At 53.6% G+C, this 22,344-nt stretch carries 21 protein-coding genes and 1 pseudogene; 17 read left to right on the forward strand and 5 right to left on the reverse strand.

Annotated features, from left to right (window positions below):
• Positions 1-24 precede the first annotated feature (24 nt).
• The 5 genes and pseudogenes from CF651_RS28275 to CF651_RS28295 all read left to right on the forward strand — a co-directional run bounded on the left by CF651_RS28275 (position 25) and on the right by CF651_RS28295 (position 4,223).
• Positions 25-1,338 (forward strand): MFS transporter, encoded by a 1,314-nt coding sequence (locus CF651_RS28275; RefSeq protein WP_094018214.1) that lies wholly within the window; start codon positions 25-27, stop codon positions 1,336-1,338.
• 207 nt (positions 1,339-1,545) lie between these two features.
• Positions 1,546-2,412 carry an FRG domain-containing protein gene (locus tag CF651_RS28280; protein ID WP_179233033.1) on the forward strand — a complete coding sequence of 289 codons (867 nt, stop codon included), beginning with the start codon at positions 1,546-1,548 and terminating at the stop codon, positions 2,410-2,412.
• A gap of 297 nt (positions 2,413-2,709) precedes the next feature.
• Positions 2,710-3,504: a nucleotidyltransferase domain-containing protein gene (locus tag CF651_RS28285; protein ID WP_094018216.1), complete on the forward strand. Its 795-nt coding sequence runs from the start codon at positions 2,710-2,712 to the stop codon at positions 3,502-3,504.
• Between the two features lie 41 nt (positions 3,505-3,545).
• Positions 3,546-3,716 (forward strand): annotated as a pseudogene (locus CF651_RS33025) (N-acyl homoserine lactonase family protein); the annotation flags it as partial.
• A gap of 252 nt (positions 3,717-3,968) precedes the next feature.
• On the forward strand, positions 3,969-4,223 hold the full coding sequence (locus CF651_RS28295; RefSeq protein ID WP_094018217.1) for an S-layer homology domain-containing protein: 255 nt from the start codon (positions 3,969-3,971) through the stop codon (positions 4,221-4,223).
• A gap of 72 nt (positions 4,224-4,295) precedes the next feature.
• On the opposite strand, the gene CF651_RS28300 is transcribed toward CF651_RS28295, so the two are convergent.
• Entirely contained in the window at positions 4,296-4,772 is a 477-nt protein-coding gene (locus tag CF651_RS28300; protein ID WP_094018218.1) for a VOC family protein, read from the reverse strand.
• Positions 4,773-4,921: 149 nt separating this feature from the next.
• Between CF651_RS28300 and CF651_RS28305 the strand changes: the two genes are divergently transcribed.
• Positions 4,922-5,356: an Lrp/AsnC family transcriptional regulator gene (locus CF651_RS28305; RefSeq protein ID WP_094018283.1), complete on the forward strand. Its 435-nt coding sequence runs from the start codon at positions 4,922-4,924 to the stop codon at positions 5,354-5,356.
• A 48-nt stretch (positions 5,357-5,404) separates the two neighbouring features.
• Here the strand turns inward: CF651_RS28305 and CF651_RS28310 are convergent, their stop codons facing one another.
• Positions 5,405-6,127 carry a G1 family glutamic endopeptidase gene (locus CF651_RS28310; protein ID WP_179233034.1) on the reverse strand — a complete coding sequence of 241 codons (723 nt, stop codon included), beginning with the start codon at positions 6,125-6,127 and terminating at the stop codon, positions 5,405-5,407.
• A gap of 367 nt (positions 6,128-6,494) precedes the next feature.
• On the opposite strand from CF651_RS28310, the gene CF651_RS28315 reads away from it, so the two are divergent.
• A complete protein-coding gene (locus tag CF651_RS28315; RefSeq protein ID WP_281254525.1) occupies positions 6,495-6,770 on the forward strand; it encodes a TM2 domain-containing protein in 276 nt (91 codons plus the stop codon).
• Positions 6,771-6,783: 13 nt separating this feature from the next.
• A complete protein-coding gene (locus tag CF651_RS28320) occupies positions 6,784-7,179 on the forward strand; it encodes an NINE protein (protein WP_094018220.1) in 396 nt (131 codons plus the stop codon).
• Between the two features lie 129 nt (positions 7,180-7,308).
• Here the strand turns inward: CF651_RS28320 and CF651_RS28325 are convergent, their stop codons facing one another.
• Entirely contained in the window at positions 7,309-8,580 is a 1,272-nt protein-coding gene (locus CF651_RS28325; RefSeq protein ID WP_094018221.1) for an MFS transporter, read from the reverse strand.
• A gap of 146 nt (positions 8,581-8,726) precedes the next feature.
• Between CF651_RS28325 and CF651_RS28330 the strand changes: the two genes are divergently transcribed.
• Positions 8,727-9,320 (forward strand): TetR/AcrR family transcriptional regulator, encoded by a 594-nt coding sequence (locus CF651_RS28330; protein ID WP_094018222.1) that lies wholly within the window; start codon positions 8,727-8,729, stop codon positions 9,318-9,320.
• A 96-nt stretch (positions 9,321-9,416) separates the two neighbouring features.
• On the opposite strand, the gene CF651_RS28335 is transcribed toward CF651_RS28330, so the two are convergent.
• A complete protein-coding gene (locus tag CF651_RS28335; protein ID WP_245856191.1) occupies positions 9,417-12,446 on the reverse strand; it encodes a hybrid sensor histidine kinase/response regulator in 3,030 nt (1,009 codons plus the stop codon).
• 265 nt (positions 12,447-12,711) lie between these two features.
• Here CF651_RS28335 and CF651_RS28340 point away from each other — a divergent pair, with 265 nt between their 5' ends.
• Genes CF651_RS28340 through CF651_RS28365 form a run of 6 tightly spaced genes read left to right on the forward strand, consistent with a single transcriptional unit; the run spans position 12,712 to position 19,375 of the window.
• Positions 12,712-13,704 (forward strand): beta-ketoacyl-ACP synthase III, encoded by a 993-nt coding sequence (locus CF651_RS28340; RefSeq protein WP_094018285.1) that lies wholly within the window; start codon positions 12,712-12,714, stop codon positions 13,702-13,704.
• On the forward strand, positions 13,694-15,004 hold the full coding sequence (locus tag CF651_RS28345) for an ATP-grasp domain-containing protein (RefSeq protein ID WP_094018224.1): 1,311 nt from the start codon (positions 13,694-13,696) through the stop codon (positions 15,002-15,004). The genes CF651_RS28340 and CF651_RS28345 overlap by 11 nt, the downstream gene beginning before the upstream one ends.
• Positions 15,001-16,002: an NAD-dependent epimerase/dehydratase family protein gene (locus tag CF651_RS28350; protein WP_094018225.1), complete on the forward strand. Its 1,002-nt coding sequence runs from the start codon at positions 15,001-15,003 to the stop codon at positions 16,000-16,002. Before CF651_RS28345 ends, CF651_RS28350 begins: the two co-directional genes overlap by 4 nt.
• Positions 15,992-16,858 carry an MBL fold metallo-hydrolase gene (locus CF651_RS28355; RefSeq protein WP_094018226.1) on the forward strand — a complete coding sequence of 289 codons (867 nt, stop codon included), beginning with the start codon at positions 15,992-15,994 and terminating at the stop codon, positions 16,856-16,858. Before CF651_RS28350 ends, CF651_RS28355 begins: the two co-directional genes overlap by 11 nt.
• Positions 16,855-18,240: a F390 synthetase-related protein gene (locus CF651_RS28360; protein WP_342746624.1), complete on the forward strand. Its 1,386-nt coding sequence runs from the start codon at positions 16,855-16,857 to the stop codon at positions 18,238-18,240. The genes CF651_RS28355 and CF651_RS28360 overlap by 4 nt, the downstream gene beginning before the upstream one ends.
• Positions 18,179-19,375 carry a GNAT family N-acetyltransferase gene (locus CF651_RS28365; protein ID WP_245856192.1) on the forward strand — a complete coding sequence of 399 codons (1,197 nt, stop codon included), beginning with the start codon at positions 18,179-18,181 and terminating at the stop codon, positions 19,373-19,375. The genes CF651_RS28360 and CF651_RS28365 overlap by 62 nt, the downstream gene beginning before the upstream one ends.
• Positions 19,376-19,455: 80 nt before the next feature.
• On the opposite strand, the gene CF651_RS32050 is transcribed toward CF651_RS28365, so the two are convergent.
• The gene (locus CF651_RS32050; RefSeq protein ID WP_144029122.1) at positions 19,456-19,689 is read right to left on the reverse strand and encodes a hypothetical protein; all 234 of its coding nucleotides are present in this window, start codon (positions 19,687-19,689) and stop codon (positions 19,456-19,458) included.
• A 40-nt stretch (positions 19,690-19,729) separates the two neighbouring features.
• On the opposite strand from CF651_RS32050, the gene CF651_RS28370 reads away from it, so the two are divergent.
• Together CF651_RS28370 and CF651_RS28375 are read left to right on the forward strand one after the other, a co-directional pair.
• Entirely contained in the window at positions 19,730-20,572 is an 843-nt protein-coding gene (locus CF651_RS28370) for an SDR family oxidoreductase (protein WP_094018227.1), read from the forward strand.
• Positions 20,573-21,053: 481 nt separating this feature from the next.
• A complete protein-coding gene (locus CF651_RS28375) occupies positions 21,054-22,088 on the forward strand; it encodes a LacI family DNA-binding transcriptional regulator (RefSeq protein WP_094018228.1) in 1,035 nt (344 codons plus the stop codon).
• Positions 22,089-22,344 lie beyond the last annotated feature (256 nt).

Consider the following 22,344-nt stretch of genomic DNA (forward strand, 5'->3'; position numbering starts at 1 on the left):
ACTATCAAGGAGGGTACATTTATCATGCAAGCAACGGATCGTGAAAGAAAGCGTCGCATTACAAGCAACATTATAAAAGGTTCCAGCGGGAACCTGATTGAATGGTACGATTGGTACGTGTATGCGGCGTTTGCTGTGTATTTTTCGTCCCAGTTTTTCCCGAAAGGGGATGCGACGAGCCAGCTGCTCAATACCGCAGGCGTATTTGCCATCGGTTTTTTGATGCGGCCATTCGGCAGCCTGATTCTAGGCCGCTATGCCGACCGTTACGGGCGACGGGCCGCACTGACGCTCTCTGTCAGCATTATGGCCGGCGGTTCCCTGATCATTGCCGTCACGCCAAACTATCACACCATCGGTGTGGTTGCCCCGATCATTCTTGTTGTGGCTCGGCTGCTCCAGGGGCTGTCCCTCGGCGGAGAATACGGGACATCGGCTACTTACTTGTCCGAGATGGCTGCCAGCGGGCGCCGCGGATACTACTCCAGCTTCCAGTACGTCACATTGATCAGCGGTCAGTTGGTGGCGCTTGGCGTGCAAATTATTTTACAGCAAATCCTCGATGAAAAAGCTATGATGTTATGGGGCTGGCGCATTCCTTTCGTGATCGGTGCCTGCGGCGCCTTTATCGTCCTGTGGCTGCGCCGCAGCATGGATGAATCGGAACAGTATACCAAGATGGATAAGACAAGCCGGTCTAAGGCTGGTACGCTTCGCGAGTTGATGAAGCATCGGAAAGCGGTGCTGACCGTTGTCGGTCTGACTCTTGGCGGAACGCTTGCCTTCAATACCTACACCACTTACTTGCAGAAATTTATGGTGAACTCCGTAGGTATGGGGAAAGAGACCGTCAGTTGGATCAACTTTATCGCCCTGCTCGTGTTCGTGGTCTTGCAGCCTCTTGCCGGCATGCTGTCCGACCGGATCGGACGGCGTCCGCTGTTGATTTTCTTTGGTATTTTCGGAACGTTGTACACCGTCCCTATGTTCCTATTTATGCAGAATACCCACAGCCCCTATGTAGCGTTCCTGCTGATGATGGGTGGTCTGTTTATTGTGACGGCTTATACTTCTATTAACGCGATCGTAAAGGCTGAACTGTTCCCGACAGAAATTCGCGCTTTGGGCGTCGGTTTCCCCTACGGATTGACGGTGGCTATTTTCGGGGGAACTGCTGAATACATTGCGCTTTATTGTAAAAGCATCGGCGCGGAGTCGCTCTTCTTTTACTACGTCGCCGGCTGTATTGCCATCAGTCTGATTGTCTACTGGTTCATGGGGGATACGTCGAGGACATCTAAAATTGAAGCAGAACAGATGGCTGCAGAAGGCAAATAATTATATTATCCGGAACAAATAGTTTCCCACTTATACAACCCTTACTAAGGGGAGCTGCCGTAACCAGGGCAAGCTCCTCTTCATTTTTTGCCGCTAGACCCGTTGAAGCGGAGCCGTTTCACACCCTTGAATAAAATTTTGAACGTCACCTCCCTGGGCATACGCGCATATTTTGTGATGTATATACCTTTAGGAGGAACGCCTATCATGCAGAAGAAAGCAAGGATTGCCGAGTCCCAGAGTAATGGAATTTTTACAATACGCGGAATCAACAGCGTAGAAAAATACTTAAAGGCCGTGGATCAAATATCTGAAAGGGTGTGCCCTCCCAATGAGCCGAAATCGTGTGAGCTTTGGTTTCGAGGGGTGAAGAGCACGACGTTTCATTTGCAGCCGAGCATTGCCAGAGGGCTAGGGGCGCAGGCGGAAGTTGTGTATTTATCCAAATTCCGGTCCCTTGCTTACCCTTACTTGGATCGGGTCCCTTATTTCCCCTACGCCGAGGATGAAAACTCATACTGGGGCTGGCTCTTCCTCATGCAGCACTATGGCGTGCCCACCCGCCTACTGGATTGGTCACGGGAAGCGCTGGTTGCGCTGCTGTTTGCACTGGGCGTACCGGTTAGCCCGGAAGAACGAGACAATGATAAGGTCGTCTGGCTACTGGACCCAGTCACGCTGAACAAATCCTTCAGCTTCTATAACTTCCTCAAGCCCGGCTATATTCCCAACGTGACGGAACCCGCCTTCACCGCGCGCTTCGGCCCGAACGCCAAGAACGATAACGTGAAGGCTGCCGCTGCTATCGGCCCGCTTAACAATCCGCGGATCATCAAGCAGGCCGGAACCTTTACCGTATTTCCCAAGACTCCGAAAATTGTCGGGCTGGATCAGCTGCCGGACAGCGCCAACTATTTATATAAAATCGTTATCGATAAAAACTTCCGTGAGGATATGAGTAACCAGCTGTTCCATTACGGTCTGACGGAAAACGATTTGTTCCCGGGAATCGAGAGCGTAGCGGTGGATATCAAGAATGAGATTGATGCCGAAGGACTGAGTGATCCCAAATAGCGAGTTTCCAACTTGGCCGAAAAACAAACAAAGCCACTCCCTATAGTGACCCGGCACCCTCTATGTAGACACGGCAAGCGATTTAAGGAGACCTGTTATTGGCGACTTGGTTCGTTTTTTTGCAATTTACATGCAGAATAGCATGCTTGCTGACATGAGAAGAAGATTCAGGAATACCAGCGTCCCGTCGAAATTCAAATGTATTTACACGACGCATCGCACATTGACAGGACGCTGCAGCCTTTGGTAAACTGGCGTAATACCCATTTTATGGGTCAAATGTAAGAGGTGCTCAATATGATGCTTCCTATTCACGAACAGTTTATCGAAAAAGTAAAAGAGAAGTTCATCCGGGATGACCGGTTAATCGGGCTGCTTGCCGGCGGCTCGATTATGACAGGCGAAATGGACGAGTATAGCGATCTGGATCTGATCGTCGTGTATCGGACCGCTTATCGGGAAGAGATCATGAACGAGCGGCTGAACATAGCGGAGCAGCCGGGAGGTCTGCTCTCTGCTTTTACGGGGGAGCATGTCGGTGAGCCACGGCTGATCATCTGCTTGTACGGTCCACCACCGCTTCATATTGATTACAAGTTCGTTTCACTGGAGGAACTGGAGCACCGCATAGAGAATCCCCTCGTGCTCTGGGAACGGGGGACGGAAATCAGTGAGATACTTCATCGAACGCAGCCGCATCATCCTGATCTCGATCCTCAATGGATCGAGGACCGGTTTTGGGTATGGGTACATTATGGGGCAACGAAGCTGGGGAGAGGCGAATGGTTCGAATTGATCGATCTGTTGGCCTTTATCCGCAGCACGGTGCTCGGGCCGCTCATTTTGGCCGAAAATGGGCAACTTCCTAGAGGCGTAAGGAGATTGGAGCAGTATGTCCCGGCTGCGGTCGCAGAACTAGAGGAAACCGTCCCCGCACACAATTCCGGGAGCTGCTACCGCTCGCTTCATGCGTCCATTTGCATATATCGCCGCCTTCGCCGAAATGTGGCCAACCTAGTGCATAGAGAAGAGGCTGAGAAGGCATCGATAGCCTTCCTGGATCAGGTGTATGCCTCGATAGCCCGGGCCTAACTATAAGGCTGCAATCATTAAATGGGAGTGGCGGAAGATACCATGGCCCGCCAGTCAAGCTGCCGGGCATTATTTATGATTCGCGCGGCTACCGAAACGGGGCCGAAATAATCCGCACTTTGGCTGCCTGAACAAATTCACAAGTGTGGTTCGGACATGATATGAATCAATTCAAACAATTCCGCAAATCAACCCAAGGATACTATGAATAAGAAGAGGCTTTTCGCAAGCATGATGGAGCTGCGAGAAGCCTTCTTTTTTTCGTTATTGCCGAACTGACGCCAAGGTTACGGGTAATCAGCTTGGGCTCTGGCTGAAAATTCAGGTGATGAGGGGGCTTGGCAAACCGAGTCGGCCATGTAGGATTTTGTGAATTTTTGTCGAAATAATATTGGTTCAATCAATGATCGGTATACGGGAGGGGTGCAAGATCTAAAACCCCTGATCGCAATGTACGCGCGGAGATGGTGACCATTTTTGCCCGTATACTGGACCTTAGTCTGCTGGCAAAAAATACTTCGGCTAACTTTACAGATGTTGATATTGACTACTGGGCTAAGGATGGTATTCAACAAGCTGCAGCCGCCCATCTGGTTCCAGGGGCAACTGACGCTAAGTTTGAACCTAATAACAATGCCACTCGCGCTGAAGCGGTAGCCATCATGATCCGTGCATTGGAGAGTGACGGCTCGATCAAGGAACTTATCCAAGGGTTGTAAAAGAATAGGACAAGTGAAGAAACACACAGCCAAGGCTGCTTTGAAATCCAAATCGAAGCAGCCTTGTTGTTATCATTTGCAATGCTCCTCATGCTTCTCTTTCGCAGACATGTCAAAATCAACATCCTCAATAAATTCTATCACTTCCCCATTCGGACTATGAATGACAGCATTCCTTATGACAAGCGGCGGTTCGCCAAGAGAAAGGGAATCGGGCTCGATATAAGGCTTTGCTCCCTTAGCAAGCGCTTTTTGAAACATTTCATCTACATTTTCTACATAGAAGGCGAAGTGTAATAACGCTCCATAAGCTACATCATGTTCAGAGGATGATTTCCTTCCTTGGGCGGGAATGACCGCTTCATGATCAAAGATTTCAATACAGGTCCTTTGGTCAGGTGAAATCAACATGCAGGCTTCTTTGATTTGGAAGGATGGCAGGGTCCAATGATGGCCTATCCTAAATCCCAGAACGTCCGTATAAAATGCAATCGTTGCCTTGTAATCCTTGGCTTGAATGGCTACATGAGAAAGGCCTTTTACGCTCATCTATAATCACTCCTCATTGAACTTGAGTTTATTATAGTGATCATCAAGCCTAAAATACATGCGGATAATAAGGATTTTGTAGTATGATGATGATTGAAATTAAGGCATTTTGGAAGATTAGCCTTATTTTGATCAGGGGGTATTTATATATGGAACAGCTCATCGATGACGTGGATAAAAAGATCATGCAATTACTTCAACATAATGCAAGAATGCCTATTTCCCAAATCAGTAAAGAGGTTTCCATGTCCCAGCCGTCCGTTAAAGAACGGATGATCAAGCTGGAAGAGAAAGGGGTCATTTCCGGATATACGGCGAAATTCCATTTACCGGCTCTGAATCGAGGGACGACCACCTTTATTTTACTAAAAACGGAGCATTGCCAAGAGCTCGTTGATTTTTGCATGGATAGACGGGAAGTGACCGATTTATTTCGTATCAGCGGGGAATATAACTATCTCATTAAGGTACAAACGGCAACCATCGAGGAGCTAGAGGAGCTTCAAGATTCCCTTATCAAGCTTGGGCCTTCGAAGTCTCATATTAGTATGAAAAACATATTAGAACACCGGGTTTTGCTCTAAATTCATGTTGCGGGCAGCCTGTCTGCGCATGTGATGAAGAACGGCTGATTATTTCGATTTTGGCGGCGATGGCGTTTTCGAGCCATAGGCGACGAAGAACCCGTCCTTTGTCCTGTTTGGAAGCGAAGGGGTGGAAACGACACCTTTATTTTGAATCATAACGCCTCGATTGCCGGGCTTTAGAAGAGGGTTCTTGCGATTGACCCGGCACCTGCTGAATGGGAATTTGTTATATCTCGCCAGTCGGGTGATTTCCCCGTCGATAGAAGGAGCCTCCATAATCCATTCCGCTGTAGAAGCGGGTCCATTGTACTTGGTCACCTTGCGGAAGGTCCAGCCTTTCGTTTTATTGGATAGGATGATTAACCATTGGTTCGTGCCGCATCTTTTAGAGATTCTGGCGTACATCAGATCATTGGGGGAGACAGGAAACCGAATTTTAGTTTCAGGCGCCGGCAAAATTTCCCACCAGGCATAATAAACCGCTTTGCCTTTCACGTAATCTTGCTCCGTTCCCGTTTGAATCAACGAATTATTACCGAATCCATCGATTCCAACCCATGTCGAGGAATATTTGTTTGTTTTACTGGGCCTTACCTTAGGAACTCTCCAGTATCCGGAAACACTGCGGTACGCATTTCTTTTTGCCTTCTTGATGGCATAGCCGGACCAATTTCCTGATGTCCATCCCAGGGCCGCTTTTGGATACGCTCTTACCTTGGATGAAGCTGGCTTGAACGGAGCAGACCCTTTTCTTACCTTTCGCGTCAAACTGTCCACCACCTTTTTTGTCTTTACTTATCAGGCTATTCAAACGGTGAAGGAGTGGAAACGGACACCTGCCGCAGAGCTACCCCATCGTATCCGACGGGAGACGGATGGAAGGGTGGTGAAGCAGGCAGCGTTCTGGTGAAAATTGTAGAAAATGGAGGAAGGCTAAACCGATAAAAATAGGTCCAAGGGACGGGAAATCAGCTGCCTTCATGAAAATTTATACAAAAATTATCAAATATTTCTTTAAAACATAGAAAATCCATTATATAATAGACCCATTATCTAGAAATGGGGTCGAATTATGTCATCACTTTTGCAAAAACAAAACCTAACAACAGAACAGCTTCAACTACTTGCTTCCGAGATGAGCAAGAAACAAAAATCAGGCGGAGTTGCTTGGTTGCTTTGGTTCTTTACAGGCGGGATCGGGGGTCATCGATTCTATCTGGGCCGAATCGGAACAGGGGTTGCCATGCTGCTTACGCTCGGCGGATTAGGGATCTGGACATTGGTTGACTTGTTTTTGATGTCCGGAATGATTAAGAGCACGAACGAGAGCATCGAGAATGAGATCCTCTCTGAGATTCGTTTGCTCAGCCAAGCCAAAGCTAACACAGAAGTGGCTGCAGGTCGGGAATAACGAGTAGAGCCTGATGGATAATTTAAAATTATTACGTACTTTAACTCTGGAAGAGTTGGGAATACTAGAGGCGGAATCACAGAAGAAGATGAAATCCAAGGATGTCGCTTGGGGCCTTTGGACAGGCCTGCACTTCATCGGTGCACACCGCTTTTATACAAATAATCATTTGTACGCAAGCTTCATGTTAGCGACGAGCTTAATCCCGAGTATCGCTATTTTCCTTCTTGCGGTATATACCGAATTGGAAGGGTTCAGTTACTTCATGTTGTGGTTCTTTATTTCCATACTGATTGGCTCCTTTCTTTGGGGCTGGGTTGATGCTTTTTTCCTGAACAAACGGATAGAAGAGATCAACCTTGAACAGGAACGCATCATTATCCATCGAATCAAAGGAATGGAATCCTAATCAGCACTTCTAAACACAACCCGTCTGTTTCCAGAGGGTTGTGTTTTTTTGTTTTGGAACAACGCCGATGAAGATCGGGTGTCGGAAATACGCGGGGAATATCTGCGGGAGGCTTCCACCAGGATGCAGTCAGGCACTGGCCTCCGGATGCATGGCTCGTTGGGTGCTTCGCTTCCGGGTCTTTCGGGTCTTCCGGGTCGTATATAAAAAGAAATAACCGAATGCCACAAGGGTGCATATCACGATATCCATACCGATTAACGCTTGATAATGATGGAAGTAATCGAACGAAACGCCCCCTATAAACGCCCCCAGAATACCGCCCCCTTGGTGAAAAAGAAGGAGCCAGCCGGTCTGCTTGCCTTTTCCGCCTGCATATTCATTAACGATGAGCAGCCCGCCCGGAATGGCGCTTAAATAGGTGATGCCGAAGGCGAAGGCGAAAATCACCGGGGACCATCCGAGGTGCATAAAGAGAAGGGAAAATCCCGCAATCCGAATGCCGTACAACAGGGTCATCATCCCCAGCTTATTGACCCGGTCCAGCAAATAACCGAAAATCAACGACCCGACGATCTCCATCATCCCCAGCACACTCATTGAAAGGGCAATGGTGCCAGGCGCTACGTTCGCCGATTGATGAATGGCAGCTAGGTTCATTTCGACGGTGCCCATGTTAAAGCCGCAGGCGAACAAGGCGCCTGCAACGACCGGAAGGATCGGCAGATGCATGGCGAACCCGGAGCGAATCCGGGCTTGCTCCTGTACGTCTCCAGCCTTGGCTGCGGCCGCATCAGAAGCTTTGTCCTCAAGCTGCTCCTTCCATGATGCGCTCCTGATACCAAACCAGATGACCGGCAGCGTAACGACGATCCCGAGTATAAATGCGGCAAGAAATGCATCCTTCCAGGTCAGCCAGCTCTCGGACACGAAGATGGGGGTGCTGATCGCTAGCCCCAGGGAGGAAGCGCTCGCCAGCAATCCGGTCGCCTTGGCCCGGTGATGCCGAAACCAATCGAAAATCAGGATATAGGTCGTCGATGTCCCGATCCCGACAAAGCCCGAGATGATCCCGTATCCGACAAAGAAAAGAATAGAATGATGACCGAATACGACGGTCCCCGTCCCCAGGATTCCGATGAATGAGCTCAGGAGCATGACTTTCTTAGGGCCGTACCGGTCCACGAGCCAACCGCCTAACGGAGCGCATAGGGCGGCGATCAACAAGTTGGTGGACCAGGCCATCGAAATAAATCCTCTGCTGATCTGTAAATCGTGAGCGATTTGCACTTGAAAAAAAGCCATGATAAACCGTGTCAGCGCCCCGATGAATCCAATGATCCAGAGAGAGGCCAATCCTATCCATGCCTGCTTTGATTCCTTAAACCAGGTCGTCTCCACCCGCATTCCTCCAGTATGGTTTGAATAAATAAATAAAAGATACCGATCGGTATCTTTACTATAGCACGATCGTATTCCTTTTTGAAAGCCTTATTTCCTTTGGTATAATGAAAGGAATCATTTTAAACGCAAAGGGGAGAATGCACATGCCAAAGGGAGAAAACACCCGCAAGCGTATTATCGCCAAGTCAGCCGAGCTGTTTAACCAGAAAGGCTATGCAGGCTCATCCTTATCCGACATTACGGAGCTAACGGGCATCAAGAAGGGCGGCATTTACCGCCACTTTGCCAGCAAGGATGAAATTGCCCTTGAGGCGTACAGCTATGCGGGCGGTGTCGTGGGGCGAGCCATCCAAGAGGCGCTTGAACGGGAAGCTACGGCGATGGGCAAGCTGCTTGTTTTTTTGAAGGTGTATGAGAACGTTGTCGAAGCGCCTCCTTTTGTAGGAGGCTGTCCTCTGCTCAACCTGGCTACCGAAAGCGATGACGGTCATCCCATCTTACGCGAAAGAGCCCGGAAAGGCTTAACAGGCACTCTGGATCAGATGAAATCCATTATTTTGGAGGGCGTTCAATCCGGTGAATTCAAGTCGGACCTGGACATCGATGCACTAGCGACCTTGACCTTGTCCATTATGGAAGGCGGCATTATGATCAGTAAGCTGGACGGGGATAATCGGCATATGCAGATGAATATGGAGAGTCTTATCGCTTATTTCAAAGCCGTGTGCTTGCGCTAAAATAAGAAAAGGACGGCCCCGTAACCGCCGAATTTGGCAAGAGGGGGACGGCGAGTACAAATAAAGCCCTGTCGCTTGGGACAGGGCTTTCTATTCTTATGCCTTCCTCTGATCTGGAATGACAAAGGACACGGCCGTTCCTTCGTTGGGCTTGCTCGTAATAGACAGCCCTTGGCCGTACAATTGGGTCAACCGGCGGTTCGTATTGGCAAGCCCGATCCCGCCCTTTCCCTTTATGGTTGGACTCAGCAGATGAGCCGCCTGTTCCGGCTCCATCCCTATCCCGTTATCCTGGACCTCGATCAGCGTGAAGCCGTCCTGACGGGCAATCCGAAGGCGGACTGTACCACCGATGCTTCGGCTGAGAAGACCGTGCTTCACGGCATTTTCAATCAGCGGCTGGATCGAAAGCGGAGGGAGACGCAGGCTGAGCTCGGGCTCCACCTCCCAGACGACGGACAGCCTGTCCCGGAAACGCTCTTTTTCAATATACAAATACGCTTCCACCAGCTCCAGCTCATGGGATAGCTCGACCAGCTCCCCTGTATTGAGGTAATCAAAGCTGATCCGCAAAAAAGAGGTAAAGGCATCGCCCAGTTGCTTCATTCTTTCCGTATCAATATCGCTTAGCGCCATAAGAGAGTTCAGCGTGTTGAACAGAAAATGGGGATGGATCTGTGCTTGCAGATAGGCCGCCTCCATGCGTAATCGTTCATTGAAGGATTGCTTCAGCGATGTCAATGCCCGGATACGGTACTTCAGCTCCAGTGCATCCACCGGCTTGGTAACGTAATCGTTGGCTCCCGCGGCGAACCCGGTATAAATATCGGCAGGCTGGCTGCGGGCAGTCAGCAGCAAGACCGGAAGCTCGGACACGGAGTATTGCTCCCTTACCCTCTGAGTCAGCTCATAGCCGGACATATGCGGCATCATGACATCGGCTATCAGTAAATCCCATTGCTGTGTACCTAGCAAATCCAGTACCTCACGGGCTGAATGGGCTGTTGTGATGTGATAAGGCTCCGTGGATAGCATACTGACAAGCACATTCAGGTTGACGGGATCGTCGTCCACGGCCAGAATATTCACCCGCTGCGCGTTCAAAAGCGGTGGCATGAGTACAGTCGCCGCCACTTCGCCAACTGCGGAGTTCGAGGCGAATAGCCCGGCCGACAGCTCCTCCGCACGAACCGTAGCCGCATCGTGAGGAGAAGATGCTGGTGATAATGAGGTACTAGATGCATCCGCTAAAGGCAGCCTGAAGCTGAAAGCGGAGCCTTTCCCCAGTTCGGAGCGAACGGTAATTGCGCCCCCATGCAGCTCGACCAGCTGCTTGCATATGCTTAGCCCCAGTCCAATCCCTCTGCCATCGTGTATTCCATAAGTCCCTTGTTCATAAGGCAGGAACACCCGCTTCTGCGTTTCTTCATCCATACCTACCCCTGTATCCGAGACGTAAATGACGGCATGTCCGTCATGAGTTTCCGCAGAAACGGTGATGCTTCCTTCTTCCGTGTATTTGAGCGCATTGTGCAGCAGATTATACAAAATTTGAACGAGCCTTTTCTCATCGGCCATGACCGGCGGCATGGTGGCGGCAATTTCCATGTGCAGCTGGATAGGCTTTCCCTCCGTCATAAATCTGAGCATCATGATGACACCGGGAACGATCGATTGAATGTTTAAAGGCTCCTGGCGGAGCACAATCCGGTGTTCCTGAAGCCGCACAACATCGAGAAGGTCCCCCAGCATATGGGCCATGCGGCGGCTGATGGTGATCAGCAGCTCCATGTCCTTAACGCTCTTCGCCTGCATCTTCTCTTTCTCTTTCATTACGACGTTCTCCGCGATATTCATAATGCCATGCAGCGGTGTTCTCAGCTCATGGGAGGTGTTCGCCAGGAATTGATCCTTCAGCTTGTCGGCCCTCGTCAGCTGTTCGTTGAGCCTGGAGATTTGCCTGGAATTACGGAAATATTTTTTGAACCAATAAGCGGAAAAGCCGGTGATTGCCACAATGATATCGATCGGATAGTAAACGGTCGTCACATCTTTTGCGGACTCTACGATGCTCCATGTAAAATTGGAGGTGATGCCTGCTGCGGAAATAAGCAGGTAAACGATATCTTTGTCGGGCTGCCGGAAGATGAACGTGCCCACGACATAGATGAACCAGGCAAAGCCCAGCAAATAGATGGCGTGAAACAGGTTCCAGTTCACGACGGTATTCACCCACGTAACGGGTGCGGCAATCAGGAAGGCCGTAAAGGCAACGATCACTACAGTATAAGCCTGCAGCCGCACATTTCGCACAGGCTCGGAAGCAAACCGCTTAAAGAGAAGAAGAATAAATAAATTTTGCCACAGGAGCGAGATGAGCCGGATTTTTACCGCCCATGCGTAATTGATCGGCAGCCACAGCTGCAGCACGTTATCATGCCCTATCAATATGGCTATGCCCACGCTTAGCGTTAATAGAGCCGTAATGAACAAGGTTCGTTCCTGGGGATTAAATACGTATAGGATAAAAGCATACAAACCGTGAAGCAGCAAAATGAGAAAGATAGTCATTTGAAATCCGATGGAATACCAGCGAACGTAATCGATGGCCGCTTGCGAGCCGAAGCGAAGGGAGCGCAGGAGACCCCCGTTGGAAGGATCCTCATAGTTGGCCACCCGAATAAGCAAATCGAGCTCCGTTGTGCCCTCTACCGCATACGAAGCGGTGAAGGAAATATTTTTGGCCTTGTTTTCTTCAGCGCTCGTACCCAGTGTGCCCATTCCTCCGAACACGACCCCGTTGATATCCAGCCCCGAGGCGGCCTGGATTCCTTGAAGCCAGAAGGCGGCGGGCGCCGTCAGCGGATCGGTCAGAATGCGCAGCCGATACGTTCCGTACCCATACGAGGATCCGGAATCCTGATGCAGCACATTTCCCCAGTCACCCGGGACCTGAATCGGCTGGAATTGCTCTTCCTCCGACGGCAGGCTCTGACGGGAAATGAATTTTCCCGGTGCAAACTGCCACTCCCCATCCAAAAAGAACGAAGGGGATTTCTCCAAGTCTTTGCCGCGGAGGTCGAGTACGCCGTTGACGGGTCGAGGACTGTCGGCTGTATAAAACATCCCCGCCCATAACCACCGAAGACCTTGGAGAGCGCCAAGAAAGAGAAGAATGAGCAAAACATATTTGATTGTGGTTTTATTAATTACATTCCTCGTCATCATGCGGACAAATTCGACATCCCCGGTGCATATTCCTTCATGCTTTCTATGTCCTTCATAGCGTATATTGACGAAAATAGGGGTACTAGCGCAACTTAGTACTAGGAATTATTCTCCATTGCTATACAATGAGAATGACACAATGCTTAGCATAACGGAGGAGAACATGGCACTGAGAGTGAGAATTGCGGGGACCGGCACTTATTTGCCGGAGTGTCTTATAACGGATGCGGAGATGGACGCGAGGCTTCAGGTGAAGCCCGGCTGGGTGAACAAGAAGACCAATGTCGTGAAGCGGCATTTTATACAAAATGAAACGGCTTCCCGGATGGGGGCGAAGGCGGCACGGCGGGCGCTGGATGCGGCAGGGCTTGAATTTGCACAGATCGACTGCCTGGTGTGTACGAGCGCTACGATGGAGCAGCCAATTCCATGCACGGCTTCCTTGATTCAGAAGGCTTTAGGGCAGGAGCAGTCGGGTGTGCCCTCATTTGACGTCAATTCCACTTGCTTAAGCTTTGTCGCGGGACTGGACATGATGTCTTATATGGTGCACGCCGGGCGATACCGAAGGGTACTGCTCATCGCGACGGAGGTAGCGTCCAAGGGACTGAATTGGCAGCAAAAAGAAAGCGCGGCGCTGTTCGGTGACGGAGCCGCCGCCGTCGTCATTGAACGTTCGGAGGACGACTGTTCCCGTATTTTGCATGCGGCGATGGAAACGTACAGCAGCGGGGCTCATTATTCCGAAATCCGGGGGGGCGGCAGCGCGATGCATGCCAGCAAGTATACGGAAGCGACGGCTGCGGACTATTTGTTCGACATGAACGGAGAGGCGATTTTCCGGATGGCCTCCAAGCTGCTGCCGGATTTTCTGCAGGGGATGCTTGGGGCGACCGGGAGCCGGATCGGCGATTACCGCCTGGTTATTCCGCATCAGGGCAGCGCGATGGCGATGAGGCTGCTCCGCAGGAAGCTAGGGATCGCGGAAGAGCAGCTCATGTACATTACGCCGGACCATGGCAACACAATCGCGGCCTCCATCCCGATGGGGCTGCACGAGGCGATCCGTCAAGGACGCATCCAACGCGGCGACCGGGTGCTGCTGCTCGGGACGTCGGCCGGATTTTCGATGGGAGGCATCGATTTTGTATACTGAGCGGCGGGCTGCCGAGGCGAAGCGGCAGGATCCAACGCCACGGGGCGGGATCCAGGTGGAGCCACAGCCTAACGTCCGGGAGAAGGTGCGGGGCAGCAAGGTGCTTCTAACCGGCGGCCGGGCTCCCGCGGCTCTGGAAATGGCACGCCTGCTGGCTGCCGCAGGCTGTGAGGTAATCGCTGCGGAAAGTGCAGCGCATCATCTTTGCCGCGTTTCGCGGGCGGTGAAACGAAGCTACCGCGTACCGGGGCCTGCTGAGGACCCGGCCTCTTTTATAGCGGCGCTTGAAGCTGTGATCCGGCAGGAGGCGATCGATTGGCTGATTCCGACCTGCGAGGAGCTGTATTTCATTGCGGCCGGATACGAACGGCTGAGTCAGCAGTGCCGCGTGTTCACGGCACCGCTTGCGCAGCTGCGCAAGCTGCACAGCAAGTGGCATTTTATCCGCAGCGCCGAACATCATGGCTTCTCCGTGCCGAAGACGGTACGGATTCAATCGGCGGCACAATGGCAGGAGCTCGTGCATTCCGGCTGTCTGGAGGACATGCTGGCCGGAGGAGGGTGCGTACTGAAGCCGGAATATTCGCGGTTCGCTGCCAAGGTTCGCATGGTGAAGAGCAGGAAGGAGCTGCTGGCTTCGGTCTCGGAGCTGCAGGCTCCCCTAAGCTTCCCATGCTACCCGTGGGTAGCCCAGCAATACATTGCAGGCCGGGAGATCTGTACTTACAGCATCGCACACCAGGGGAGGCTGACCGCACATGCGGCTTATGCCTCGCAATATGCGGTGAATGGCGGGGCGAACGTCTATTTTGAACCGCTGGACCATCCGGCTGTGCGGGAATGGGTGTCACGTTATACCGCGCTGGAGGAGTTTCACGGGCAGATCGCATTTGATTTCATCGAGACGGATGATGGCAGGCTGTACCCTATTGAGTGCAATCCAAGAACAACGAGCGGCCTGCATCTGTTGGCAGGGGAGCTGGGGCTGGCTTCCGCGCTGCTGGCTCCTGAAGCGTTAGGCTCTGCCGATGTGGTGCAGCCCTCGCAGGGCGTGAGCTCCATGCTGGCGGTGCCTATGCTTGCCATCGGCTTGTCAGGCGGCGTGTCTTGGGCAGCTGCACCCGCATGGCTGCGCAAATGGCTCCGGGCCAAGGATGTGACCTTCCGCTGGCTCGACCCGCGGCCGAGTCTGGAGCAGCTGCCGATGCTGCTGGATATGCGGCGGACAGCGGTCAGGCGGGGGCTGAGCCTGATTGAGGCGTCGACCTGCGATATTGAATGGAATGGATGTGAATTATGAAGGCGTTAGTTACCGGCGGGACCGGGTTTCTGGGCCGCAGGCTGGCTGTTCGGCTTCGCGATGCGGGCTGGGAAGTCACGGCGATGGCCAGACAGGATGGCCCTCGGGACATGCTTCATGCGGAGGGGATTCGGTTCCTGCAGAGGGATTTGCGCAGCAGCGAGCAGGTTAACGAGGCATGCGCCGGACACGATGCGGTGTTTCACTGCGGGGCCCGGTCCGCGTCCTGGGGGATGTACCGGGACTTCTACGAGACCAATGTCAAAGGCACGGAGCATGTCATCGGGGGCTGCATCCGGCATGGCGTCGAACGGCTCATCCACGTTTCGACGCCGAGCGTCTGCTTCGGCTCCGCGCACCGGCTGAACGTGCGCGAGACAGATCCGCTGCCTGCCCGTCAGGCGAGCCCGTACGCGGCGACGAAACTGCTCGCGGAGGAAGCGGTACAGCGGGCCGCTGCGAACGGGCTGGGCGCCGTGGTAATCCGGCCCCGGGCGATATTCGGGCCCGGGGATACGTCGATCCTGCCCCGCCTGATTGCAGCCAATGCGCAGCGGGGCGTTCCCCTAATCGATAAGGGATCTGCCTTAATCGATTTGACGTATGTGGACAATGTGGTGGATGCCCTGCTGCTGTGCCAACAAGCGCCAGCGCATTGCAATGGGCGCATTTATCATATAACGAACGGGGAGCCTATGCCTTTTGCCGAGGCGGCGGAACGGCTTTTCCGTTCATTGGGGCAGCCACTCCGGGCGAAGCCGCTGCCTTTTGCTGCTGCGTATGCCGCTGCCTTCCTGATGGAGGCCGCGGCCCGTCTGCTGCCCGGCGATCGGGAGCCGATGCTGACAAGGGCGGTTGCCGGGATGATCGGCCGCAGCCAGACACTGGATATTAGCGCAGCCCGGCGTGACCTGGGGTACCATCCGGGGGTTAGCATAGATGAAGGGCTGAATGCATATGCAGCCTGGTGGAGGGAGCGTGGCCGACATGGGTCCTAGATTGGAGCCGGCCAGAAAAGTGAAGCTGCATCTGTTCGCCGCCGGATACTGCACGCATCCGGAATGGGTGACCCTTCGCGGCGGCGGGTTGGCAGTTATCCGGATTCCGGCTATCTTCGCCTGCATCGAGCATCCGGAGGCGGGCGTGCTGCTGTGGGATACCGGGTATGCCCCTCGTTTCCTTGAGGAAACGACGCGGCTGCCGAACCGGCTCTACCGGATGACGACGCCGGTCGGGATTGGAAGCGAAGACAGTGCTGTCCGGCAGCTGGCGGACATAGGCATTCGGCCGGAGCAGGTGAAAGGAATCATCATTTCGCATTTCCATGCGGATCATATCGCTGGCCTGAAGGACTTTCCCGAGGCGCTGTTTTACTACGCGGCGGAGGCTTACGAGCGAGTGTGCCGCCTTCGCGGCCTGGCCGCGCTGCGGCGTGCGTTCCTGCCGGGACTGCTGCCTGACGATTTCCTGCAGCGCTCCCGCATCATTGATCCGTGCAAGAGGGTCGCCCTTCCTGCCGCCTACCCGTTTACACACGGCCTGGATGTGCTGGGCGACGGCAGTCTGCTGGCTGTTCCGCTGCCGGGCCATGCGGATGGCCAGATTGGTCTGCTCCTCTCTACGGCGCTGCGGGACTACCTGCTGTGCGCCGACGCCGTATGGTCCAGCGCCGCCTACCGAGAGAACCGGCCGCCGCACCCGCTGGCAGGACTCATTATGCCGAGCCGTCGGCAGTATAAGGAAAGCTTCGAGCGGCTGGTTCAGCTGCACCGGCAGGTGCCGGAGCTGCGCATCCTTCCTTCCCACTGCCCGGAAGTGTGGGAAACCGAGGTCAAGGGGGGAGCGGAGCTGTGAAGCTGCCGGATACTTGGCATATCGTGTGGCATTATATGCTGACGCTCTATAGACAGCGTTGGGTGCTGCGCGACCGTCGTCGCCTGGAAGCGTGGCAGGAGAAGCGGATACGGCGGCAGGTGCGGAGCGTGCGGGCGCAGTCCGCTTTTTACCGGGCATGGTGGGCAGAGCGGCCTGAGGACGCCTGGCGATCATACCCTGTCATCGATAAAAGCGTGATGATGGAGCACCTCGATCAGCTGAATACCGCAAGGATCGGGAAGCAGGAAGCCATGGAGCTTGCGGTGGAGGCGGAGCGCACGCGGGAGTTCACCCCGACGATCGGGGAGGTGACGGTCGGCTTGTCCTCGGGCACATCGGGCCATAGGGGGCTGTTCCTTGTCAGCCGCCGGGAACGGCTGGCATGGGCCGGCACGGTGCTCGCCAAAATATTGCCGGGACCGCTGCTCGGCCGCCACCGGATCGCCTTCTTCCTGAGGGCGAACAGCAATTTGTACGGCTCGGTCGGGAGCCGGCGCATTCAGTTTCAGTTTTACGATTTGCTCGATCCGATAGAAGAGCATGTGGCACGGCTTTGCGGGCAGCAGCCGAGCCTGCTGGTTGCCCCGGCCTCTATGCTCCGCCTGCTGGCGGATATGAAGCGTGCGGGGCGCCTGCCGCTTCACCCGCAGAAGCTGGTCTCGGTGGCCGAGGTGCTCGATCCGCTCGACCGCCGGATCATCGAGGGGGCCTTCGGCCAACCGGTGCATCAGGTGTACCAGTGTACCGAGGGCTTTTTGGCGGCCACTTGCGCTCATGGGACACTGCATTTGAACGAAGATATCGTCTATGTGCAAAAAGAATATGTTGACCGCGATGCCGGCAGGTTCGTCCCGATCCTTACAGATTTCTCCCGAACGACCCAGCCTATCGTCCGGTACCGGCTCAATGACCTGCTGACGGAGCGCAGGGAGCCTTGTCCTTGTGGATCTCCGTTAACGGCCATTGAACGCATCGAGGGCCGTTGTGACGATATTTTCGCCTTTCGGGCGGCAGGCGGAGACCGGTTGATCCCTATATTTCCCGACTTCATCACCCGGGCTCTGCTGGCTGCCTCTCCCGAGATAACCGCGTATCATGCGGTTCTTCATGCCCCGGACCGGCTGGTTGTCGCCTTGGAGATCGACGATACCTGCAGGGATGCGGCACAGGCGGCTGTGGTGAAGTCCCTTCAAGCTTTATGCGAGCGAACGGGAACTGTGCTGCCGGCTGTCGACTTTGAAGCATACCGCCATGTATCGGGGGAACGAAAGCTGCGCCGTGTAGAAAGGAGGTTTACCCTTGATTCCGAATGGGTCCTTGAATGTAACAAAGAACGCGAAGGCAAATGTGCATTGGGCTGATCGGGAATCGGTTGGAGACTTTCCGTGGCCGGCTGCAGAGGACGGGGCCTACGCGAAGCGTTTTTTACTGCCCCTGCTGGAGCATTCTGCGGCGTTCTTCATTGCAAATATCCGGACAAGGCTGTATGTGCTCCGTACGGGGGAGCATGTGCTGCCCGTGACGGTGAACGAGGAGGAATACGACAATTCCTACGTCTGTTCCCCTTACACGCACTATGTCAGCTATGCGAAGCAGGAATTGTATTTGATTGAATCCCGGTTGGCCCGGCGGGTGTTTTCGGGTTTGTTGACCGTTATGGGCGGGCTGTTCCGGGCGGGCCAGTTCAACCGGACGGTTCACGCCAATAATTGGCTGGTATCTACCAATCTGTACCCCTCCTGCACTTCAGAGGAGCTGCGGGCGGTCACGGAGCTGCTGCTGGAACGGTTTCCGGACCATGCGCTTGTGTACCGTTCGCTCAATCGAACAACCCATGCGGAGCTGATCGACTCGCTGCAGCGGGAAGGGTTCCGGTTGGTACCGAGCCGGCAAATCTACTTCCTGGAGCCGTCAAATCCGGCTCGAATGAATGCCAAAGCCCGCTGGCTGGTGAAGCGGGATTACGGGCTGCTCGCGTCGAATCAATATGAAGTGCTGGAGCACGAGGAGCTGCGGGTGACCGATGTGCCGCGTCTCGCGGAGCTGTACCGGCTGCTCTATCTGGATAAATATTCGTACGATAACCCGCAGTTCGGCGAGCGTTTTTTTGAATTGGCTTTGCGGGAAAGGCTGCTGCATTTCCAGGCGCTGCGCAGTACCGTGACAGGCCGGATCGACGCGGTTCTCGGGTATTTTTGCCGGAACGGGGTCATGACGACGCCGGTATTCGGCTACGATACGTCGCTGCCGCAGGAGCTTGGCCTCTATCGGATGCTGTCCGCGGTGCTGATCAAGCAGGCCCGCAGTAACGGGCATTTGCTTCACGAAAGCTCCGGCGCCGCCCAATTCAAGCGCAACCGCGGTGCTGTTGCGGATATCGAATACAGCGCGGTCTATGATGCCCATCTGCCGTGGCATCGTAGAGCGGGCTGGGCTTTTTTGCAGGTGGTTTTGAATCGGGTCGGCGTTCCGCTGCTGCAGAAATATAAGCTGTAGCTGTCGTACGGCTTAACCGCCGTGGGGTTTGACCGACCGCCATACAATGCGGCAGCACGCGCCGGGGATTCGTGTGCTTATCATGCGGCGCCATACCGCGTGTTGGGAGCTTGAAGGGGACTGCCACTGCATGACGGGACGAAGGCAGCCCACGCTGCTGCGCAAGCGAAGGATACGTCGGATGCGGTGCTGCGTTGTTCCGCTTTGCCTTGATCGGCAAGGGCACCATGCTGCTTCCGGTATAAGGAATGCGATGCCTGGAGTCCTGTAGGGGAACCATCGGTCGCAATAGACCTATGGGACCTGTACTGCATCCGCTTCCCCGACGTTGAATATAGAGGAGAGATTATCCGTATGGAACAAGCACACAAAGTCGCTCTGGTCACCGGCGCTTCAAGCGGCTTCGGACTTCTGACGTCCATCGCCCTGGCCAAGCAAGGCTATCACGTCATTGCAGCCATGCGCAATCCGGACAAGCGCGGACTGCTGCTGGAGCAGGCCGGACAGGCGGGTGTAGCGGGACGCCTGGAGGTAGCGCGCATGGATGTTACGGATCATGAAACGATTCATGCGGTTGTAGAGGGGATGGTCCGGAAGCACGGCCGCATCGATGCCTTGATTAACAATGCAGGCTATGCGGCCGGAGGGTTTGTCGAGGATGTGCCGATGGACGTGTGGAGAGCGCAGCTGGAGACAAATGTGTTCGGGGTGATCGCCGCGACGAAGGCGGTGCTGCCGCAGATGCGCAGGCAGGGCTTCGGCTATATTGTCAATGTAAGCAGCGTGAGCGGGCTTATGGCCTTTCCCGGCTATGCCCCCTACAGCACATCCAAATTCGCAGTCGAGGGCTTCAGCGAGGCGCTCCGGCTGGAGATGAAGCCTTTTGGCGTCCAGGTTGTCCTCGTGGAGCCCGGGGCTTACCGGACCGATATTTGGCACAAAGGGTTCGAATCAATCTCTGCCCCGGAGGCGTCTCCTTATCGGGTTTTGCTGAAGAAAGTTCTGGACTACTCCAGACAGACGTCCGAAACCGCCCCGGACCCAGGGGAAGTCGCCCGCCGGATTGCCGCCATCCTCGGCTCCTCCCGTCCGAAGCTAAGATATATCTCAGGCAAGGGTGTAAAGCTCGCTGTCTGGGGCAGAACGCTGCTGCCCTGGAGCTGGTACGAGGCCGTGGTTCTGAGGTTTCTGAAATAAGGCCGGATTCCTGACGGATAACCGGGGATAGGATGCCCGGGTCAGCTTCCGGCTACCGGCTAAGGATAGGCCAGATCGGTTGGGCTTATCCGTTGCAAATGAGCCGATACGTCGATCCCTGATGCGCGAAACAGCGCAGGCAGGGCTTTTTGCTTTTATACCATATAGGAAAGTATAAGTTTTCGAAACGAAAGCCTGCTTTCCTATTGGCGATAAAACCCACAGGGCGGTCGCGCAACTTTGAGAGGCCTCGCTTGAGGGTTTTCTCACACCGCAAAAGGGATCTATACAAGGCCCCTTGATTCAACCGGAATCATAAGGAAATTCCCCCTGCGGCTAACAAAGCTGGGCCCGCGACCCATAAATGATGTACGTAAATCAGAAATTTATGAAAACAATCATGAAAACGTTGACATGAAATTTGCCGGTTGTTATGATATAACCGAAATACAAAATTTTTTAGAGTAGGCAGTGGGTTGGAATGGATCAAAGCAAGCGGTTAACCGTTAAAGAAATGGCAAAGCATATCGGCGTTTCCGTAGCTACCCTGGATCGCGTATTGAACAACAGGGGGAACGTCAAGCCTGCAACCTATCAGAAGGTCATGGATAAGATCAAGGAGCTGAACTACACGCCTAACAAGTCGGCCAGCTTTTTATCGCGCAAGAACGAGTACTCCATGGCGATTGTATTCCCGGAGCTGCCTGAATATTTCTGGACGCAGGTGGAGAGAGGCGTGCAGATTGCGATGGAGGAGTTTCGTGATTACGGCCTTCACGTGCATATTATCCGTTCGGAGAAGTACGATCTTGAGCGGCAGAAGGAAACGGTCATGAAGCTGATCGAATCCGGCAGCTATGATGCGATTGCAGTTTCGCCGAACGATCCGCAGGAAATGGCCGACATCATTGACCATGGAGTGGATCAGGGCGTAGCCATTTGCACCTTTAACAGCGATTCGCCGCTCAGCAAGCGGTTGTTCTATGTCGGCTGCGATTACCGGATAGCGGGAAGGCTGGCTGCGGATATGCTGTGCAAGCTGATCGGGTCGAAAACCAGAGTCGGACTGATTATGTCCTATACCAATTTCCAGATGCAGCAGAAAATTACCGGATTTCGTGAGGTGGTGGCCGAGTACGATCATATCGAGCTGGTCGGACCGCTCAAGCTGCAGCAGGAGGATTATGAATCGCTGGATACGTTCATTGATTATTTCCGGCAGGTGGATGGCATTTATGTGTCCAGTGCCAAGCTGAACGTCATTGCCAGGCATGTGGCGGATGCGAATTTATCCAAGCCTATCGCTTTGATCGGGCACGATATGACGGAGGAGATTTATCAGTATTTGCGCAAAGGGACCGTTACGGCGACCATATGCCAGGATCCTGTAAATCAAGGCTATCTCACGGTGAAGTCGATGTTCGATTATCTGGTTTCCGGCGAGAAGGTAAATGAGAAGGAAAACATAACCAAGCTGGAGCTGGCTACCAAGGAAAACGCGCGCTATTATATTTAGCCCTTAGCCCGAGGGAAAGGGCGCGTTTTCTCCAATATGAAACCCCTTTCTTACAAGTCGAAATGCGATCCATTCCGTGCAATCGTCTACCTTGACTAAGCGCGCCATCTTGAAAGACGGCGAAGCCGTTTATCCTTGTGTGTAGCGCGCAGCTTGGGGTTCTATAAGCTAAAATGATGTACGTACATCACTTTATGGTGCTTTAATTGAGGTGACAATGCCGCGTGATTTACTGACTGCGAGGAAACGTAGCGGC

It is taken from the genome of Paenibacillus rigui (genome assembly GCF_002234615.1).
GTDB classification, from domain to species: Bacteria; Bacillota; Bacilli; order Paenibacillales; family NBRC-103111; genus Paenibacillus_S; species Paenibacillus_S rigui.

Excerpts from the sequence above, each read along its gene's own strand:
- CF651_RS28275 (WP_094018214.1), top strand. The coding sequence starts at position 25 with ATGCAAGCAACGGATCGTGAAAGAAAGCGTCGCATTACAAGCAACATT.
- CF651_RS28280 (WP_179233033.1), top strand. The coding sequence starts at position 1,546 with ATGCAGAAGAAAGCAAGGATTGCCGAGTCCCAGAGTAATGGAATTTTT.
- CF651_RS28285 (WP_094018216.1), top strand. The coding sequence starts at position 2,710 with ATGATGCTTCCTATTCACGAACAGTTTATCGAAAAAGTAAAAGAGAAG.
- CF651_RS28295 (WP_094018217.1), top strand. The coding sequence starts at position 3,969 with ATGGTGACCATTTTTGCCCGTATACTGGACCTTAGTCTGCTGGCAAAA.
- CF651_RS28300 (WP_094018218.1), bottom strand. The coding sequence starts at position 4,772 with ATGAGCGTAAAAGGCCTTTCTCATGTAGCCATTCAAGCCAAGGATTAC.
- CF651_RS28305 (WP_094018283.1), top strand. The coding sequence starts at position 4,922 with ATGGAACAGCTCATCGATGACGTGGATAAAAAGATCATGCAATTACTT.
- CF651_RS28315 (WP_281254525.1), top strand. The coding sequence starts at position 6,495 with ATGAGCAAGAAACAAAAATCAGGCGGAGTTGCTTGGTTGCTTTGGTTC.
- CF651_RS28320 (WP_094018220.1), top strand. The coding sequence starts at position 6,784 with ATGGATAATTTAAAATTATTACGTACTTTAACTCTGGAAGAGTTGGGA.
- CF651_RS28330 (WP_094018222.1), top strand. The coding sequence starts at position 8,727 with ATGCCAAAGGGAGAAAACACCCGCAAGCGTATTATCGCCAAGTCAGCC.
- CF651_RS28335 (WP_245856191.1), bottom strand. The coding sequence starts at position 12,446 with ATGTTTTATACAGCCGACAGTCCTCGACCCGTCAACGGCGTACTCGAC.
- CF651_RS28340 (WP_094018285.1), top strand. The coding sequence starts at position 12,712 with ATGGCACTGAGAGTGAGAATTGCGGGGACCGGCACTTATTTGCCGGAG.
- CF651_RS28350 (WP_094018225.1), top strand. The coding sequence starts at position 15,001 with ATGAAGGCGTTAGTTACCGGCGGGACCGGGTTTCTGGGCCGCAGGCTG.
- CF651_RS28355 (WP_094018226.1), top strand. The coding sequence starts at position 15,992 with ATGGGTCCTAGATTGGAGCCGGCCAGAAAAGTGAAGCTGCATCTGTTC.
- CF651_RS32050 (WP_144029122.1), bottom strand. The coding sequence starts at position 19,689 with ATGCAGTACAGGTCCCATAGGTCTATTGCGACCGATGGTTCCCCTACA.
- CF651_RS28370 (WP_094018227.1), top strand. The coding sequence starts at position 19,730 with ATGGAACAAGCACACAAAGTCGCTCTGGTCACCGGCGCTTCAAGCGGC.
- CF651_RS28375 (WP_094018228.1), top strand. The coding sequence starts at position 21,054 with ATGGATCAAAGCAAGCGGTTAACCGTTAAAGAAATGGCAAAGCATATC.